Annotated in this window: 16 protein-coding genes and 1 riboswitch; of the genes, 11 read left to right on the forward strand and 5 right to left on the reverse strand. The window is 47.0% G+C overall.

All coding sequences use genetic code 11. The features are described 5' to 3' along the window. Nucleotides 1-73 precede the first annotated feature (73 nt). Nucleotides 74-283 (forward strand): hypothetical protein, encoded by a 210-nt coding sequence (locus tag ACLIN2_RS14210; protein ID WP_122922930.1) that lies wholly within the window; start codon nucleotides 74-76, stop codon nucleotides 281-283. Nucleotides 284-373: 90 nt separating this feature from the next. Further along, on the forward strand, nucleotides 374-799 hold the full coding sequence (locus ACLIN2_RS14215; RefSeq protein WP_411504352.1) for a helix-turn-helix transcriptional regulator: 426 nt from the start codon (nucleotides 374-376) through the stop codon (nucleotides 797-799). A 67-nt stretch (nucleotides 800-866) separates the two neighbouring features. Here ACLIN2_RS14215 and ACLIN2_RS14220 read toward each other — a convergent pair whose 3' ends face one another. From ACLIN2_RS14220 to ACLIN2_RS14230, 3 genes are read right to left on the reverse strand one after another with little or no spacing between them, the layout of a single operon-like run. Further along, a complete protein-coding gene (locus ACLIN2_RS14220; RefSeq protein WP_411504353.1) occupies nucleotides 867-1,952 on the reverse strand; it encodes a Ger(x)C family spore germination C-terminal domain-containing protein in 1,086 nt (361 codons plus the stop codon). A 2-nt stretch (nucleotides 1,953-1,954) separates the two neighbouring features. Beyond that, the gene (locus ACLIN2_RS14225) at nucleotides 1,955-3,070 is read right to left on the reverse strand and encodes a GerAB/ArcD/ProY family transporter (RefSeq protein ID WP_411504354.1); all 1,116 of its coding nucleotides are present in this window, start codon (nucleotides 3,068-3,070) and stop codon (nucleotides 1,955-1,957) included. 4 nt (nucleotides 3,071-3,074) lie between these two features. Then, nucleotides 3,075-4,559, reverse strand: a complete 1,485-nt coding sequence (locus ACLIN2_RS14230; RefSeq protein WP_411504355.1) for a spore germination protein — start codon at nucleotides 4,557-4,559, stop codon at nucleotides 3,075-3,077. 173 nt (nucleotides 4,560-4,732) lie between these two features. Here ACLIN2_RS14230 and ACLIN2_RS14235 point away from each other — a divergent pair, with 173 nt between their 5' ends. The 3 genes from ACLIN2_RS14235 to ACLIN2_RS14245 are packed head-to-tail and all read left to right on the forward strand — an operon-like array spanning nucleotide 4,733 to nucleotide 7,373. Continuing rightward, nucleotides 4,733-5,311 carry a TVP38/TMEM64 family protein gene (locus ACLIN2_RS14235; protein WP_411504356.1) on the forward strand — a complete coding sequence of 193 codons (579 nt, stop codon included), beginning with the start codon at nucleotides 4,733-4,735 and terminating at the stop codon, nucleotides 5,309-5,311. A gap of 30 nt (nucleotides 5,312-5,341) precedes the next feature. Next, on the forward strand, nucleotides 5,342-6,031 hold the full coding sequence (locus ACLIN2_RS14240) for a response regulator transcription factor (protein WP_328211600.1): 690 nt from the start codon (nucleotides 5,342-5,344) through the stop codon (nucleotides 6,029-6,031). Nucleotides 6,032-6,038: 7 nt separating this feature from the next. Continuing rightward, entirely contained in the window at nucleotides 6,039-7,373 is a 1,335-nt protein-coding gene (locus ACLIN2_RS14245; RefSeq protein ID WP_411504357.1) for a sensor histidine kinase, read from the forward strand. On the opposite strand, the gene ACLIN2_RS14250 is transcribed toward ACLIN2_RS14245, so the two are convergent. After that, on the reverse strand, nucleotides 7,370-8,245 hold the full coding sequence (locus ACLIN2_RS14250; RefSeq protein ID WP_411504358.1) for a helix-turn-helix transcriptional regulator: 876 nt from the start codon (nucleotides 8,243-8,245) through the stop codon (nucleotides 7,370-7,372). The two genes, ACLIN2_RS14245 and ACLIN2_RS14250, sit on opposite strands and share 4 nt — an antisense overlap. 119 nt (nucleotides 8,246-8,364) lie before the next feature. Here ACLIN2_RS14250 and ACLIN2_RS14255 point away from each other — a divergent pair, with 119 nt between their 5' ends. The 6 genes from ACLIN2_RS14255 to ACLIN2_RS14280 all read left to right on the forward strand — a co-directional run bounded on the left by ACLIN2_RS14255 (nucleotide 8,365) and on the right by ACLIN2_RS14280 (nucleotide 15,896). Beyond that, nucleotides 8,365-9,867 (forward strand): L-arabinose isomerase family protein, encoded by a 1,503-nt coding sequence (locus ACLIN2_RS14255; RefSeq protein ID WP_411504359.1) that lies wholly within the window; start codon nucleotides 8,365-8,367, stop codon nucleotides 9,865-9,867. A 216-nt stretch (nucleotides 9,868-10,083) separates the two neighbouring features. Further along, nucleotides 10,084-10,845 carry a DeoR/GlpR family DNA-binding transcription regulator gene (locus tag ACLIN2_RS14260; RefSeq protein ID WP_092270330.1) on the forward strand — a complete coding sequence of 254 codons (762 nt, stop codon included), beginning with the start codon at nucleotides 10,084-10,086 and terminating at the stop codon, nucleotides 10,843-10,845. A gap of 534 nt (nucleotides 10,846-11,379) precedes the next feature. Further along, nucleotides 11,380-12,432 carry a rhamnose ABC transporter substrate-binding protein gene (rhaS, locus tag ACLIN2_RS14265; RefSeq protein WP_092270327.1) on the forward strand — a complete coding sequence of 351 codons (1,053 nt, stop codon included), beginning with the start codon at nucleotides 11,380-11,382 and terminating at the stop codon, nucleotides 12,430-12,432. 623 nt (nucleotides 12,433-13,055) lie between these two features. After that, nucleotides 13,056-13,472, forward strand: coding sequence for a reverse transcriptase-like protein (locus ACLIN2_RS14270; RefSeq protein ID WP_411504360.1), 417 nt, complete (start codon nucleotides 13,056-13,058; stop codon nucleotides 13,470-13,472). A gap of 187 nt (nucleotides 13,473-13,659) precedes the next feature. Further along, nucleotides 13,660-15,072, forward strand: a complete 1,413-nt coding sequence (locus ACLIN2_RS14275; RefSeq protein WP_411504543.1) for a DHA2 family efflux MFS transporter permease subunit — start codon at nucleotides 13,660-13,662, stop codon at nucleotides 15,070-15,072. Nucleotides 15,073-15,260: 188 nt separating this feature from the next. Beyond that, nucleotides 15,261-15,896, forward strand: a complete 636-nt coding sequence (locus tag ACLIN2_RS14280; RefSeq protein WP_310227850.1) for a nitroreductase family protein — start codon at nucleotides 15,261-15,263, stop codon at nucleotides 15,894-15,896. A gap of 194 nt (nucleotides 15,897-16,090) precedes the next feature. Here the strand turns inward: ACLIN2_RS14280 and ACLIN2_RS14285 are convergent, their stop codons facing one another. Beyond that, entirely contained in the window at nucleotides 16,091-16,723 is a 633-nt protein-coding gene (locus ACLIN2_RS14285) for a CAP domain-containing protein (protein WP_411504361.1), read from the reverse strand. A gap of 7 nt (nucleotides 16,724-16,730) precedes the next feature. After that, a riboswitch (cyclic di-AMP (ydaO/yuaA leader) is annotated at nucleotides 16,731-16,885 on the reverse strand. Nucleotides 16,886-16,976 lie beyond the last annotated feature (91 nt).

Consider the following 16,976-nt stretch of genomic DNA (forward strand, 5'->3'; position numbering starts at 1 on the left):
CTACTGGCGTCCCATTCGTTCATGCACTAGAATACAATATGAGTAGATCATTATTGATGAGGAGTTGCTACGCATGACGGAGCCGAATCAAAACGAAAAAGAAACGTCTGAACAAAAACCAGGAAAAATCAGCTTGCAAGAGGCGATGAAACGCAGACTAGCGGAGAAAAAGGCTGAGCAAGCGCAAGCCAACAATCCGATTAACCAAAAAGCAAAAAATCAAGCGATGAAAAGCCAACAAACGAAAAAGCCAAACAATCAACGTAGACGTACAGGCGTATAAAATACGACGGAATGATACGGAACAAAAAGGGGATGTGCAGATTTCGATGCTGCACGTCCCCTCTTTTGTTCGGATGATGACAAGGAGGCGGTGAGTGAATTGAAAGTAGAGCGACTTCTGGCAATCGTCATCATGCTTCTCAACAAGCGGAGAATGAGTGCATCAGAGCTTGCCCATCATTTTGAGGTTTCTCTTCGCACGATATATCGTGACCTAGAGGCGATTAATACGGCTGGAATTCCGATCGTAGCTTACCCTGGCTCGTACGGCGGATACGAAATTATGGAGAGCTTTACGATTGATCGACAATATCTTTCCTTGGAAGAATTGGTGACGGTGATTGCGGCGCTAAAGGGAGTCCAGTCTTCTTCCGCGGACAGTCAAGTCGGTCTCTTGTTGGAAAAAATCAAAACTTTGGCTACGACAGGAAGCGAAAGAACGGGGACGGGGACTGTGCATCCTATCGTCTACAACAATACGCAAGTCCAATTGTATATTGCATGTGAAGCGGACTGAACAGACTGCAGATATCAACTAGTCTGAAAAGATGGGGAAAAAACCGAGGAAAGTATCACCTCGGCTTTTACTGATTTACATTAACTAACGGCTGGATCGTGAGTCGGTATTCGATTTTGAACTTCATTTTCTCCCAGAGATTCAGCCACTCGCTATCACTGATTGGCTTAGAAAAAGGATGAAGGGTTCGTGTACCAATTTCCAGAGGATCGATCTTCCAGTGTTGCATGGTCTTCAACAAATCGGAGGTACGACTGACTAAGTATTTCTCAATGTCTTGATGGAGTTTAGCCAGATCCTCTCGCTTGTGTAAATTTTTGTTCCCTCGATACTCCTCAAGACGGCCAGTGAGGTCAATCTTTATCGTCATATTTTTGTAGGCAGGGTCCAGATCGATGTCGACTTTGGAGCGGACATGACCTAAGATGACATCGGAGGATGGTACAGCAAAAAGCTTTAGGTAGTGATCATGACCAATCAGCTGAAAAATTTGGTCGTCCATGAGGGGAAGCATGTTGATCATCTTGTCATGCCTGAACATGGCTGTCCCTTTGTACGTGAAATTGTCCTTCTTCACTTCAAACAAAGGTAGAAACGGGTCGGCATAGGGCGAGAACAGCTTGTTTTTAAATTGATGCAGATTGAGGATGCTCATCTCTCCTTGATTACTCGCTTCATAGTGTTTGAGCATGCGATAGAGGAAATAATCCAGATTCGCCTGGTCATTTAGCTGTTCTCTCATGAACTCTTCAAAATTTCCTCTAGAGATGATGAGATATAAACGCTGAGAGATGTCCGTATCCATCAAATAGGTACTAATGAGCGGTAACACCCCTTTTCTAGCGAGTTCTTCATTGATGACGATTACACGTAGCTGTCCAGGTTTCAATTCTCGAAAATAGATCAGATTAAATTCTTTTCCACCTTGCTTTTGCAGATCGACCTTTAAGGTCAGCATTCTTTTCTTCTCGTGGATGAGGGGAGGGACCAACGTACTGATTTCCAAATGTCGATCATCGGACTGGTTGAGCGACCAGAAAATGACGGGGGCGATTTCCTCGATTGTATTGTTCTCCACAAAAGGAGAGCATCCCGTCGTCGCTATGATCCCACTTAAAATCGCCAATGCAAAAGCTGCGTGTATCCAGCGCATGGCTATACCCGTCCTTTTCGATAGATCGAAATGAGAAGGAAGGAAGGAACCAACAGATAGGTGATTGCCCCTGACCAGATCTGCAGGTTCAACAACCTATTTACCACGGTGCCACCATTCCAAGCCCATTCGTTGATGATCATCGTGCAAGCGAGTATGGTAAGCCAACTGGCGAAATATCCCATTCGAGAGGTCGGCTTGGTCGTTTTTCTGCCAGCGATTCTGGCTGCGCCATAGAAACACAGCAGTAAGACGGAAATGGCAAATACAAATTGGAAAAGATAGATGGAAATCAGTAGCATATCAATGCGTTCAATGACAGGTGATTGCAAATATCGGTACATATTCACAACGGGATAGATACTGGTACTTAAATAATTCGATCCAAAAAAGAAGAGAGATCCAACAAACAAAAGCAAATATTCGAGGACAGTGAGAGCATTTGCATACGCTAGGCTTTTGAAGGTGTTTTCATTCGGACGGAGCCAGGGACCCAAACAAATCAAGTATTCCGGTCCTGACAACGAAGACCATATAAATAACAGCCCTTCCCAATTTACTTGTGACCATTCCAGGGGGATTAAGGGGAAGAGATCATGGAAAGCCGCAATCGGCGGCAGATAGAACGGCACAATAAGCAGGATGATCCAGATGATCATGAAAAAAGCAATCACAATAAAGCGGATGGTGATTTCCATTCCTTTGGCAGCGACATACCAGCTGATCATGAGCATAAAGAGAATCAGCCATTTTTGATTCATGGAAGGGTAAATGAACGTACGTACAATCTCGACATATCCTATGAGAATGATGGATGCTTTCAACAACAGAAAAAACAAGCCGATCCATGCGAAAAAACGTACCAAGGTCTCACCAAAAAGCTCAACGAAGCCATCGTACCCCTTTGTGGCAAACCTCGAACGAAACCATTTGGACAACAGCATCAGATTGAAGTGTGACACGATTCCTACGAGTACGATTCCCCAAATCATATAGGGATGAATCAAATAAGTAGGCATGATGATCACAAAGTAAAGCATCTGAAAGCGGTTTGCCATCATAAAGATGTAGGCACCGTTATACGTGGTAGATTTTTCAAATAACGAAAGTGCGGTCACCAGATCATCTCCTTCGGCTCATACGCCATTTCTGCACCGGATGTAAGTATTCAGGACGCGTTTTCATCCATGGTAAGGGAGCTCTTATGAACAGATCCTTCCACTCTTTGAGATAGAAAGGAGCGACCGGTGCAAAGTAAGGTTGCTTCAATGAACTTAACCCATTCAAGTGGGTGAGAATACCGATTGCACCGAGTAGAATGCCGAACAAACCGAGATAAGCAGCGAGGAGCAGTAAAATAAATTGCAAGAGCGAATTGGATTTCGTGACTTCGTAATTGGGTACTAAAAAAGAAGCAATGGCGGATATGCCCACGAGTACGATCAAGACATTACTGGCAAAACCAGCTGCAACTGTGGCTTGACCGATGACGATCCCACCAATGACTCCCAATGTTTGTCCTGACTTCGTTGGCATTCGCAGACTGGCTTCCTTTATAATTTCCAAAGTGATCAACATGATGAACGCTTCCCAAAAGGGGCTGAATGGCAGTTTGCTTCGCGATTCCAACAAGACGAAGAGGATCTGCAAGGGAATCATCTGGTAATGATGTGTAGTCAAGGCGACATAAAACGGAATCAACGTGACGGAAATGATAAAGCTCAGATACCGGATGCAACGCAAAAAACTAGAAATAATCCAACGCAAAAAATAATCCTCGGGTGATTGAAAGAGATGAAAAAAGGTGATAGGGGCAATTAAGGCATAAGACGTGTTGCCTACCAAAATCACGAGTTTGCCGATCCCCAATGAAAAAGCACAGGAATCCGGACGATCCGTTTCCTGAAACTGAGGAAAGACGCTATGCTTATGATCTTCCATAAAGGCAGCGACTTGTGAGGAGTCCAAAAATTGATCAAAATCAATCGATGCTATTTTCTTTCGAGCGATGGAAACATAGTCCGGATTGGTGATTCCTTCGATGTACAGGATGACAACCTCTGTTTTACTGATGGATCCAATCGTAAAAGACTCCGTTTTCAGATTCATCAGTGGGATTCGTCTGCGAATCATCGTGATATTTTGTTCCAACAGTTCACTAAAGCTGTCTTTTGCGCCATAGATAATGGTTTCCGTACCAGATTGCTGGATGGAACGACTCAATGTATTTTGCAGGGGGACCGCCCAAAATTCCTCATGATCCATACCGTACAGGATCACATTTCCGCGCAGGAGGTGGGTTTCCGCCTCTTCTAGCGTGATCATTCGGGAAACTTTGGAGGATATCATATACTCGTGGATCGTCAGGTGGGAGCTGGTGTTTAGTGGTTCGACAATCGCTTCATTTAATCGCTCTAGATTAACTAGCGATCTTATATAGAGCAGCATCACCTGCTGGCCGTTATTCGTTTGTCGTTCGATGATTTCCGCCTCGTCGATGTTGGCCAATACCCGTTTCAGATTATCCAGTGTGACAGGGGTTTGAGCGGTAGTAGATGGTAGTGTTTTTGTGGGATCATTATTTTTTTTATTTTTTTTCGAAAACATCAGTATCCATCACCTTGAGGTTCTATTTTAATGAGTGATTTAGCAAAAAGTGTAAATCTCTTAACCAGTGTTAGTATGGTCTGGACGTATTCTTTTATGCAACATCATGATTTCTTCACAAGTTTGGTTTACTCTGTAGAGAGAATAGTTGATGAGAGGAGTCCTGCGGTTTCATGGAGTGGTTAACAAACGTAGAGGGAATGGCAGGATGGATTCGCTCGTGGGGAATTCTCGGTATCATAGGGAGTATTGTCCTCAACATTATCATCAGTGTGGCAGGGGTGTTCCCGTCCATCTTTTTGTCTGGGGCGAATGCGATTGTCTATGGGCTGGTGGGCGGTTTCTTCGTTTCATTAACGGGGGAAGTACTGGGAGCGACGGCAGCCTTTCTCTTGTATCGATACGGATTACAAAAATCAAAGGGTTTGAAAAAGCTGGAGAAGTTCTCGTGGATCCAGCATATCAACGGGGCGTCTCGTTTTCGCAAAGGTCTGGCTATCGTCTTGCTGCGGATGAATCCGCTCATTCCATCCGGAGTTATCAATCTGGGGGCAGCACTCACAACCATTTCCTTTGCTGATTTTCTTCTCGCTACGCTAGTGGGGAAAATTCCATCGATGGTTTTCGAAACCTTTGTCGGTCATGATTTGGTGTACCTGTCTGAAAACAAATCTCGGTTGATTATTTCATTGCTTGCAGGCTCTCTCGTCTTTCTGTTGTTCTGGAAAAGAGAGAAAAGCCGTTCATCGTAAGTCCTAGTACGAGTCAAAGGAGGACGCTTTATGTCGACGATTTTGCTGGTAGATGACGAGCCGCAAATAGTGGAGATCCTATCTTCCTATTTGCAAAAGGATGGCTTTCATGTCGTGACAGCAGAAACAGGCAACGAGGCTTTGGAATTGGCTGCTTCTCTTCATCCCGACTGTATCATCCTGGATCTGATGCTTCCGGATTTGGGCGGAGAAGAAATCTGCCAGAAAATCCGTTCGCATTCCCGGGTACCGATCCTGATGCTGACAGCAAAAAGCGGGGAGATAGATCGCGTACATGGTTTGGAAATCGGGGCGGATGATTATTTGGTCAAGCCCTTCAGTCCTCGAGAACTGGTTGCTCGTGTTCGGGCTGTCCTGCGACGAGCAGGTGATTATCAAGCCTTGACGGATCAGGTGACGGTTGGGGATTTGTACCTTTCATTCGGGGACAAGCGAATTCGGAAAAAAGACGGCTGGCTCGAGCTGACACCGAATGAGTACCGATTGCTTACGACCTTATGCCGATATCCAGGGAGGACGTGGAGCAGAGAAGAACTAGTGGCACAGGTGCTGGGGTATGACTACGACGGCTTTGACCGAACGATCGATACTCACGTCAAAAATTTGCGGCACAAAATAGAGGATGATCCGAAAAATCCGGTTTACATCAAAACGGTATACGGCTTCGGCTACCGCTTTGAAAACCCTGGGAAGAACTGAGGACGCCATGCGAAAAATCTGGGTGAAACTCGCATTGGTGCTCATGGCGGTAGGAACCTTGGCGATCATGCTCACTACCTTTTTGTCAATGAAAGAGATGGACTATCACTTCAAGATGTACCTCGATGAAGTCCGAAATCAACAAGATCAGAAAATATCCCAAATGGCCATCCAGGCCTATGAGCAAGCCGGCAGCTGGGACAAAAATAGCCTGGATAAAATGAAAGCAGTCTCCTCGGTTCTAGGCATGCGCTTCACTTTGTTTGATGCCCAGTATAAGCAGGTCCTGTCATGGGGAGGGGATGCAGAAAACAGAAGCATGGCAGACGACATCCCGTTGGAGTTAAATGGGCGAGAAATCGGCTATCTCTCCATCGCCTACCATGATGAAAATTCGTATCAGTCCATGGAAAATCACTTTCAGCTGGCGCATACCAATGCCATGCAATGGACGATGTTTGCTCTGATTTTGCTCGTGATTCTCATGAGTGTGTTGCTGGCACGTACATTGGTAAAGCCACTCGTCCAAATCAGTGCTGCTGCAAAGAAAGTAGCAAAGGGCAATTTGTCTGTCCGTGTAGCCGAACCCGGTGGTCACGACGAAATCGCTTCGCTCGTCGATACCTTCAACAATCTGGTGCACAGTCTACAGCATCAGGAGGAACTGCGCAAGCGCCTGACTTCTGATATTGCGCACGAGCTGCGAACCCCGTTAAATACGCTTTTGGCACAAGTCGAAGGAATGATCGATGGAATTTGGGAAGCAAGCCCTGAGCATTTGGAGTCGACACGTGGTGAGGTTTTGCGCTTGAGTAGGCTCGTACGGGATCTGGATCAGGTGATTCAAGTCGAGTCGGGGGCTTTGCGCATGAATCGTGAAAAGATCGATCTGAGCGGGCTTGCCGGGCAAGTCCTCGATGCGATGAGTGCAGCCTTTATCCGTGACCACATCCAGATAGAAAAGGAACTCGCAGCAGATGCGTGGGTGATGGGCGATCCTGAGCGGCTGGCACAGGTGATGACAAATCTGCTCAACAATGCTAGCAAGCATCTGGAAGCAAACGGGAAAATAGCGGTCATGGTAAAGCTTTCAGGATATCGGGTCCAGCTGCATATCGAAGACAACGGTGCTGGAATTCCGAAAGAAGATCTGCCCTTTGTCTTTGACCGTTTCTATCGTGGGGATCGCTCACGAACGAGAGCGCGCGGTGGATCGGGCCTCGGTCTGACTGTGGTCAAAGGGATTGTGGATGCTCATGGAGGCCAGATCGATATCGAAAGTGAAGTCGGACGCGGAACGGCAGTGTCTGTAACGCTTCCTGCTATCCGACCTCGGCATTAGTGGATACCCTGCCATTTTTTGCGGTACGCCAACGGGGTCATCTCCACACGTTGTTTGAAAAGATTAATAAAATGGCTGACATTATCCATTCCTGACAGGCTTGCAATCTCGCCAATGGTCAGATCGGAGTAGGTAAGGAGCTCCTTTGCGTACGTGATTCGTCGATGAATCACATACTCGTTGGGTGTATACCCAGTGTATTTCTTGTACTCGCGCAGCAAATGGTATTTGCTGATGGCGTGCTGGTTCGCCAGTTCATCCAAAGAGATCTTCTCCTGAAAGCGTTTGTCCAGGTCAGAAACGATTCGCTGGATATGAGCCGGCAGGAAGGAGCCGTCCGCTTCCTGGGGACTCGTCATGATAATCATTTCTGTGAGCAAATCAACGAGATACTTCGAGGAAAGAGGCTCGGTTCGGATGTCTTTTTGCAGGTTCACCTCGAGAAGCTGCGAGAGGATCTGCGGTATCGTGCTGGACTCATCCAGGGTGAGTACAGGTGAACCATTTTTCATGAATTGCTCGAAATAGCCACGGCTGTTGCTTCCATTAAAATGGACCCAGGCGAGCTCCCACAGCTCATGCTTGTCTGTCCTGTAATGCTGATATTCCTGACAGTCAATAAAAAAGACTTGGTTGCGGCTTAGCTCATGTGTCACTCCTTGATAGTGCAGGTAGCCTTTACCGGCCAAAGTATACACGATCAAAAAGGAATTCAAGCTTTGACGCTCGGTGAAATAGGTAGGAAGTGTACGGAAATGGCCCACTTCCTGGACATAAAAATAAGTTGATTTTGCCGCCATGCTCGGAGTCGCAATGATTCGGATGGAGTCGTCCGTCCAGTCATGTGCGGCTTTTTCCATGTAGCTTCCCATTCCAGCCCTCCTTGAGCAAGATTCTGTTATAAATGAACAAGATGCGTGGATGTTTCTTTTATTGTAAGCGAATACAATGGACGCATAAAGCTCGTATTTTTTTCAAGGAGTGGTGCAGGATGACGATTCTTCAACCGATTAAACCGATAAAAAAGGCACGGATTGGCCTGTATACGATTGGCCTGGCCGCCTATTGGAAACAGTTCCCTGGACTTCGCGAGAGACTGCTGGAGTACGGGCGTTTCATGCAGACGAAAATGTCCGAATACGGCGAGGTCTTTTTTTATGGCCTGGTCGATACGGAAGCAGAAGGAAGAGCGGCAGGGGAATGGTTCAATGAAAAGAAAGTGGATTTGATTTTTTGTCATTCTGGTACGTATTGCACCAGCTCGGCCGTTTTACCCGTGCACCAAATCTGCAAGGCTCCCGTAGTGGTATTGAATTTGCAGCCAGCTGCAAGAATCAACTACGAGCAGACGACGACAGGGGAATGGCTGGCGCATTGCGGAGCTTGCCCGGTACCGGAAATATCGAATGCCTTTGCGAGGGCGAATATTCCGTTTCGTGTCATCAACGGACTGCTAGGGCTGGACTATACACCACAAATTTCCCTGACAAATGAAAACACAAAGGAGCAGCAAGCGGCCATTCGAGCATGGAAGAGCATCGAGGAATGGATTCGTGCAGCTGCGGTTCCCCGTACGCTGCGTCATAGCCGCTTTGGGTTTCTAGGAAATACATACAGCGGAATGCTCGATATGTACAGCGACTTCACCATGATTCAAGCACAGGCAGGACTGCATGTAGAGATTTTGGAAATGTGCGATCTCGATCGGATGCTGCGCGATGTGACGGAAAACGAAGTGCGAAAGAAGCTTGCCCAGGTGCAGGAGATGTTCACGATCAGCGAGGACTCTCCAGCAGACCCGATCGCCAAGCGCCCGACAGAGGAGCAGATGCAGTGGTCCTGCCGAGTCGCGGCTGCACAGGAAAAGCTGGTCCGCGAGTACGATCTGGATGCATTGACCTACTATTATCATGGAGCCCCTGGAAGTGAGTACGAGAAGCTGCAGGGAGGATTGATTGTCGGGCATTCGCTGCTGACGGCACGCGGGATTCCGTGCGCTGGAGAAGGGGACCTCAAGACTGCTGTCGCCATGAAAATTTGCGACATACTCGGAACAGGAGGAAGCTACTCGGAGATCGTCGTTGTGGACTACGAGGACGAGACGATATTGCTCGGTCATGACGGGCCTTTCCATATTGCCATATCGGAGGGCAAGCCTGTCTTGCGCGGGATGGGACTGTACCATGGCAAGCAGGGAACCGGCGTGTCCGTAGAGGCAAAAGTGAAGACCGGTCCTGTTTCTACGCTAAATGTTACGCAGACGGGCGAAGGCAAGCTGAAAATGATCATCAGCGAAGGCGAGTCGACCAACGGACCGATCATGAAAATCGGGAATACCCAGACGCCGGTCAAGTTCCGCCAGCATCCGGATGAGTATATGGAGAAGTGGTTCCAGGAATCACCGACACACCACTGCGCGATGGCAATCGGGCATCAGGCGAAGCTGTTTCAAAAAGTGGCAGAGCTGATGGGCATTTTGCAAGTGACATTGTAAGCAACTTGAATAGGCAGCGAAAAGGCGCTCTACCGATTTGGAAGGCGCCTTTTGCATTTTTAGAGCCAAACGCAAAAGTTGAATAAAGACAAGGTAACCAAAAAAACAAACGAAAAACCAAAAAAAATCCTGCGTACGCATGTAAAACTGGTATAATCAAAACTATACAAATAATTACGACAAGACGATCAATATACAAGGGGAAAGAGGATGACAATGCTTGTAGCCGAAAGACACGAAAAGATTGTCCGTCTAGTCAACGATAGAGGGAGTATCCGGGTCTCCGAGTTGAGCGATATTTGCCAGGTGACAGAAGAGACGATTCGCAGAGATTTGGATCGTCTGGAGGAAGCGGGGCGGCTGCTGCGGAGCCATGGTGGTGCTGTCAGCATTACTGAGCACCAACCGGAAATTCCGTATATCGAGCGGGAAATTACCATGATGGAGGAGAAAAAGCGAATCGCCAGAAAAGCCGTTTCCAACATCGAGCCAAACGACCGCATCATTCTGGATGCCAGCACCACTGCCTGGTATATGGCTTCGATTATTCCCGACATACCGCTGACTGTCCTGACAAACTCCATCAAAGTCGCGATGGAGCTGAGTACAAAGGAAAAGGTCGAAGTTATCTCAACGGGAGGAAAGCTGGCACCACGATCGCTATCATTCCTGGGTCCAAGCGCGGAACGCTCTTTGGATCAATACCATGTGGACAAAGTGTTTCTCTCCTGTAAAGGAATCCATCTGGAGCGCGGGATCAGTGAATCGAATGAAATGCAGGCGCTGGTCAAGAAAAAAATGATTAGCATTTCTGACAAAGTCTATCTGCTTGCAGACACGAGCAAATTTGGTGTCCAGGCCTTTACTTATTTTGCGGAATTAAAGCAAATCAATGAAATCATTACCGATGATGAAATCGATGCATTGCAAGTTCGTCAGCTGCAGGAAAAAGGCGTAGCCGTAACGGTCGCTCCATAAGCAGAAGCAAGAAAAGGTGTACGAAATCGAGTACGCCTTTTTTTCACAGCAAAGCCAGGAGTTTCCTAAGCGGGACGTGCATTTTCGAGATCTCTTAAGCAAAGAGAGTGCGTGTGTTGAAAAAAACAGCAGAAATTTTTTGAAAGTAAGAAGGAAATCAGAAAGATACAACGAATGCATAGATACAGAACATAAATAATAAAATACAAACAAAAATAAAACAAAATGAGATTGTCCATTCTTGTTTGTCTGAAGAATTTTGTTATCTCTTGTTCAACAGGATTTTCACCTTTTTAAATATCAACAAGGATGTATTTGGGGAATATTTCCACGTTTGGACTGTATGTCTACTGCTTCTGTCCAATCATTCAAAAAGAAACAAAACAAACAAACAGACGCAGGGGACAAACAGAAAAGAAGAGGCATCCGTGATTTGAGAGCGCTTACTTTAGGCGCGGTTGATTGTTCTATCCGATACTAAGCGGTCCTCGTGGCTGTTTTGTATACATAATGGAAGATAAGGGGAGGAGCCAAATGAAGAAGTTCTTCACATCGTGTCTGTCTTTACTGCTCGCAGTAACGGTTATGGTCGGCTGCAGCACGCAGGCACCAAAGTCTGCTGACAACGCTGGCAGCACAGGCGGTGCAGACGGCGGTAAAAAGAGATTTGCCATTATCTTTAAAAACACAGGGAACCCATATGGGGAGAAGCAGATGGAAGGCTTTAAAAACGCCATTGAGGAACTCGGCGGCGAAGCCATCCTGAAGGCCCCAGACCAGCCAACAGCGGAAGCGCAAATTCAAATGATCGAGGAACTCATCTCTCAAAAAGTGGATGCGATCGCCATTGTCGGGAATGATCCGGATGCATTGCAGCCAGCCTTGAAAAAGGCAATGGATGCCGGAATTAAAGTATTGTCCCTCGACTCGGCAGTAAATGCGCAGAGCCGGATGGTTCATATCAATCAGGCTGACCCAGAGCGGATCGGCCGCGTCCAGATTCAAGCAGTAAGCGAAATGATTGGCGGCAAAGGCGAAATCGCCGTTCTCAGTGCTACGTCACAAGCAACCAACCAAAATACATGGATTGAATGGATGAAAAAAGAGCTGGAAGATCCAAAATACAAAGATATCAAGCTGGTGAAAGTAGCGTATGGGGATGACCTTCGCGACAAGAGCGTAGCGGAAACCGAAGCACTTTTGAAGTCCTATCCGGATCTTAAAGGAATCATTGCTCCGACTACTGTAGGGATTGCAGCAGCAGGTAAGGTTCTCACGGACAAAGGCTTGAAAGGAAAAGTACAGCTGACGGGTCTTGGTTTGCCGAGTGAAATGGCAGAATATATCGAAAGCGGCGTGACTCCATGGATGTACCTGTGGAACCCAGTGGATGTAGGCTACCTGGCAGGCTATGCTGCTGACGCACTCGTCAAAGGGACGATTACCGGTAAAGTAGGAGATAAGTTCAAGGCAGGTCGCTTGGGTGACAAAGAAGTGATCCAGGATGGCGATGGCACTCAGATCATGCTGGGCGATCCATTCAAATTTGACTCCAGCAACATCGGTGAATGGAAGAAGGTTTACTAAGCAAGGCACATAATCAGTGAACAGCCAGGACGCGTATCATGTGAGCCTGGCTGTTTTTTTATCGGAGTACAGTAAGCAGCTGCCGAGCTATAGCGCAGCCATGCATCTTACAAAGGTTTACACAAGTTTACACTCCCGGCATTGAACAAATCGGACAACCATTTCGAATATACTTGAGGCAGCGATTCGGTTAATAAAAAAAGCGAGGAATCACGCTTATGACAGCAGGTGGTGTGCAGAAGGGGGAAGGGACTTCACCCTTAAGCGGGCTGGCGGCTAAAGCATACGGGAGAAAAGGAAGAGAACAGGGAGGTATTTTATGTACGCTGCAGGGGTTAATGGAGCAATCATACTGATTTGGTTCATAGTCGGTCTTGGAGTTGCAGCCATCGTAGGTTTAGGAGCGATTGTCTACCACTTTGTTGCTTAAAGGAAGGACGGATCCATCTGTCTTCCTTTTTAGTTGGAAAGGGATGACCTCACCATTTGGAATTTTGTAGATGATCGGTATAAGCGGAAAGTCTTGATCATTGGCATTCCTTTTAAAATGGGCTATGATGACAGTTGGTTGAGGCAGATTGTATAAATCCTTGAAAATGACGATAGAGCTGGGGGCGGTGCAGATGTATGAAGTGTATATGGATGGAGCAAGCGCCGGAAATCCTGGTCCCAGCGGTGCAGGAATATTTATTAAAAAGGATGGGGAAGTGGAGCGATATTCCATCCCATTGGGGAATATGGACAATCACGAAGCGGAATTCCGAGCTTTCTTAATCGCGCTGCAAATATGCAAAGATAAGGGATATAGCCAGGTCTCATTCCGGACCGACTCACAGCTTGTGAGCCAAGCAGTTGAGAAGGAATTTGTCAAAAACAAAAGGTTCGTTCCCTTGCTTGGAGAAGCATTGACGCTAATTCGTCCATTTGATTTGTTTTTTATGAAATGGGTGCCAAGCTCTGAAAATAAAGCAGCAGATGAATTGGCAAGAGCTGCGATCCGAAACAGGAAAGAGGGAGCGGGGGAAAATACCGCAATTTAGAAGAAATGTCCCGCTCATTTTCGCGATAGAATGGGGGAGCTGAAATTTTCTCACGTGCATCTGCCATGGATCCGTTATAAGCGATCCATGCGACACGGAAAGGAGTGCGATTGTGGACACACAGCAGGACGTAAACCGAGCGCAAGGAACATTCGGGAGCAAAGCGAACTTTACGGTGGTCATCGTGATGATTTTGGGTGTATTCGTGGCGATTCTCAATGAAACGCTGCTCAATGTGGCGTTATCCAAAATCATGGCGGACCTCGGGATTTTGCCTAGTACCGCTCAGTGGCTCACTACAGGATATTTGCTGATCATCGGCGTGCTCATTCCGGTCACCGCTTTTTTGCTGCAGCGTTTTACCACTCGAACGTTGTTTTTATCAGCGATGGGACTATTTACTTTGGGAACGTTCATTGCGGCGGTTTCTTCTGGTTTTTCCCTGTTAGTCTTAGGAAGGATTCTCCAGGCGGCTGGCACCGGCCTCTTGTTTCCGCTCTTGACCAACGTGGTGTTTGCCATTGTCCCGCTGGAAAAGAGGGGCTCCGCAATGGGAACGATCGGGATCGTCATCACGTTTGCTCCGGCAATCGGTCCCACATTGTCTGGAATCATTGTGGAGCATTTCAGCTGGCGATACCTTTTTTACGGAGTACTGCCCATCGCTGTTTTCGTGATGATCTTTGCCTTTATCCGATTGAAAAACGTCACAGAGCCGACGAATCCCAAGATAGATTTGCTATCGCTTCTGCTCTCGACTGTTGGATTTGGGGGAATTGTGTACGGATTTAGCAGTGCAAGTGAAGGACATGGAGGATGGGCAGGCTACTCCGTCTTACTGCCGATTGTGGTCGGTTTCTTATCGCTGGCGCTCTTCACCATTCGGCAGTTAAAAATGGCGGAGCCTTTGCTTGACCTGCGGACATTTCAGTATCGCATTTTTCGAATCTCTACCTTAATCATGATTATCGTGATGATGGCGATGTTCGCTGCGATGATGCTATTGCCGATCTTTCTCCAGAACGCCTTGGGTTACAGTCCGTTTGAGGCTGGGTTAGTGATGCTCCCAGGTGGAATCATAATGGGAATCATGTCACCCATCACGGGCAGGCTGTTCGATAAATTCGGAGCGAAGTGGCTGGCGATTGTAGGCTTGATTTTGATTGCACACACCTTGCTGCAATTCGCATTTATTACCGTTTCGATCTCTTACCTCACGATCATGCTGTTCAATACACTGCTCATGCTGGGGATTTCCATGCTGATGATGCCAGTGATGACAAATGCACTCAATGAGCTGCCGCCGCCAATGTATCCACATGGCACTGCGATCATTGGGACGCTGCAGCAGGTGGCAGGAGCTGTCGGGACTGCCCTATTGGTAACTGTCATGATGAATGGGACCGAACAATATTTGCAAAACTCCGCACCTGGGCAGGAGGAATCTACCCTGCGTATGCTATCGATGATTGCAGGAATGAAAAGTGCTTTCCTGCTGGCATTTGCTTTGGTTGTCGTAGCTTTGCTTGCTTCCTTTTTTCTGAAGCGTGCAGGAGGGCCGAAGCAACCACAAGGTACGAAGCAAGTATCACCGAACTAATTAGGGAAAGAAGACCATCTCTCTGATACGGAAGGGATGGTCTTCTTTATGCTTGTTGACATTGGGTAAATTTCACTATACAATTATCTTGAATTTGAGATATTTACTCAATAAAGATGGCGAGACACGACTTTCTCTCCCCATAAACCTTTAATTTAAGATATATGATTTCGAGAGGAGTTTTTCCGATGAGCGATTTTACAAATTTGGTGAAACAAAGACGGTCTGCAACAAAATTTTTACCCGATGTAGAGATATCGGCAGGCGAGCTCGATGAGATCTTTTCGCTCGTGAAATTTGCTCCATCTGCCTTCAACCTGCAGCATACGCATTATGTTATCGTCAATGATGAAGAAATGAAGAACAAAGTCTTTGAAGCCGCACAAAAGCAGTATAAAGTGAAAACCGCATCAGCGGTGATCCTGGTGCTGGGCAATCAAGAGGCACATACGCAGGCAGGGAAAATCAATGAGGGGCTACTCCATTTGGGCGTAATCGATAAGCGGGAATACGAAGACACTGTCTCCTCGATCCACCGGTTTTATGAAAAAGGGGGCGAGTCGTTACAGCGCGATGAAGCTATCCGATCTGCAAGCCTGTCCGCCATGCTGTTCATGCTGGCAGCTAAAGAGAAAGGGTGGGATACTTGCCCGATGATTGGCTTTGATCCCGAAGCGATTCGCGAGCTGCTCAGCATCCCAGATCAGTACGTACCGGCATTGATGATTACGATTGGCAAGGAAGATATTTCGAGCCAAAGAGTCCGAGGCTATCGCAAGCCAGTAGGAGAGTTTGTCAGCTATAACCAATTTACTGTGAAGTGAAAAGCAGGTTTACATAAGGGCGAAAGCATTTCAACGAATGAATGCTGCGGCTGGGTGGATACTAATATCGTGGAAAGCTCCACCGAACACAGAATGTTGCGCTGAATATGCAGCCGCCGTCCGCCCAGGTAAAAAACAAAACCAAAAAAACGCCGGGCCCTAGTTACAGGACTCGGCGTTTCTATCCCTTTTCATTATCCGATAAATTCTTGAACCCAGTACCCGTTCACAAAACCTACACCGATTTTAGTGAAAGCTGGATTCATGATGTTTTGACGGTGTCCTTCACTGTTCATCCATTGGTTCATGACTTCATCGGCGGTTTGTTGACCCATCGCGATGTTTTCACCAGCTGTCGTGTAAGACACACCAAATTGTTTCATCATATCGAATGGAGAGCCGTACGTTGGGCTTGTATGGTCAAAGTAGTTGTTGCTGGACATGTCAGCCGCTTTTGCTTGTGCGACCTTGTTCAGGGAAGCGTCCAGCTCCACTGGCTTCAGACCTGCTTTAGCCCGTTCCTGGTTAACCAGATCAGCTACCTGCTTCATGACAGCGGAAGCGTCAACTTGCTTTTTAGCTTGCTTCGCGGGTTTTGGAGCAGCTACTGGCTGCTGCTGAACCGGTTGTTGTACAGGCTGCTGAATAGGTGTCGCGTATTGTGGTTGAACAGGTTGTTGCATCACAGGTTGATATCCGTATTGTGCTGTATATGGGAACGATTGAGTTTGTTGTTCAAGGGCCGCGGCAGAAGCTGTGTTAGAAAAGCCGGAAAGAACAAATCCCAATCCCAAAGTCGCGATCGTAATTGTACCAAGGCGTTTCATATTCACATCGTCTCCTTTTTTTGGCCTACGAGGTTAGCTGACGGATTCGGATTGAGGAAACAACCCTACGCACTATGGCGATTCACCCCATGCAGATCTCTCATCTGCAAAAGAAGATCCCCCGCACTTCCATTCGAGAGGAAGTTTCGGCTGTTTTGTTTGGCATGACCCAGAATAACAGAGATTCACCTGTGAATGAAAGGCATAAATTTTGGTAGGATTAATGTGTTATATACGGACGCAGGTCGAGACC

The sequence above is a fragment of the Brevibacillus centrosporus genome (genome assembly GCF_046622605.1).
Classification (GTDB): Bacteria; Bacillota; Bacilli; order Brevibacillales; family Brevibacillaceae; genus Brevibacillus; species Brevibacillus centrosporus.

Bases quoted from the DNA above. Each gene is read 5' to 3' on its own strand.
- ACLIN2_RS14230 (WP_411504355.1), bottom strand. From the start codon at position 4,559: ATGTTTTCGAAAAAAAATAAAAAAAATAATGATCCCACAAAAACACTA.
- ACLIN2_RS14245 (WP_411504357.1), top strand. From the start codon at position 6,039: ATGCGAAAAATCTGGGTGAAACTCGCATTGGTGCTCATGGCGGTAGGA.
- ACLIN2_RS14250 (WP_411504358.1), bottom strand. From the start codon at position 8,245: ATGGGAAGCTACATGGAAAAAGCCGCACATGACTGGACGGACGACTCC.
- ACLIN2_RS14260 (WP_092270330.1), top strand. From the start codon at position 10,084: ATGCTTGTAGCCGAAAGACACGAAAAGATTGTCCGTCTAGTCAACGAT.
- ACLIN2_RS14270 (WP_411504360.1), top strand. From the start codon at position 13,056: ATGTATGAAGTGTATATGGATGGAGCAAGCGCCGGAAATCCTGGTCCC.
- ACLIN2_RS14220 (WP_411504353.1), bottom strand. From the start codon at position 1,952: ATGCGCTGGATACACGCAGCTTTTGCATTGGCGATTTTAAGTGGGATC.
- ACLIN2_RS14210 (WP_122922930.1), top strand. From the start codon at position 74: ATGACGGAGCCGAATCAAAACGAAAAAGAAACGTCTGAACAAAAACCA.
- ACLIN2_RS14275 (WP_411504543.1), top strand. From the start codon at position 13,660: ATGATTTTGGGTGTATTCGTGGCGATTCTCAATGAAACGCTGCTCAAT.
- ACLIN2_RS14280 (WP_310227850.1), top strand. From the start codon at position 15,261: ATGAGCGATTTTACAAATTTGGTGAAACAAAGACGGTCTGCAACAAAA.
- ACLIN2_RS14255 (WP_411504359.1), top strand. From the start codon at position 8,365: ATGACGATTCTTCAACCGATTAAACCGATAAAAAAGGCACGGATTGGC.
- rhaS (WP_092270327.1), top strand. From the start codon at position 11,380: ATGAAGAAGTTCTTCACATCGTGTCTGTCTTTACTGCTCGCAGTAACG.
- ACLIN2_RS14240 (WP_328211600.1), top strand. From the start codon at position 5,342: ATGTCGACGATTTTGCTGGTAGATGACGAGCCGCAAATAGTGGAGATC.
- ACLIN2_RS14235 (WP_411504356.1), top strand. From the start codon at position 4,733: ATGGAGTGGTTAACAAACGTAGAGGGAATGGCAGGATGGATTCGCTCG.
- ACLIN2_RS14285 (WP_411504361.1), bottom strand. From the start codon at position 16,723: ATGAAACGCCTTGGTACAATTACGATCGCGACTTTGGGATTGGGATTT.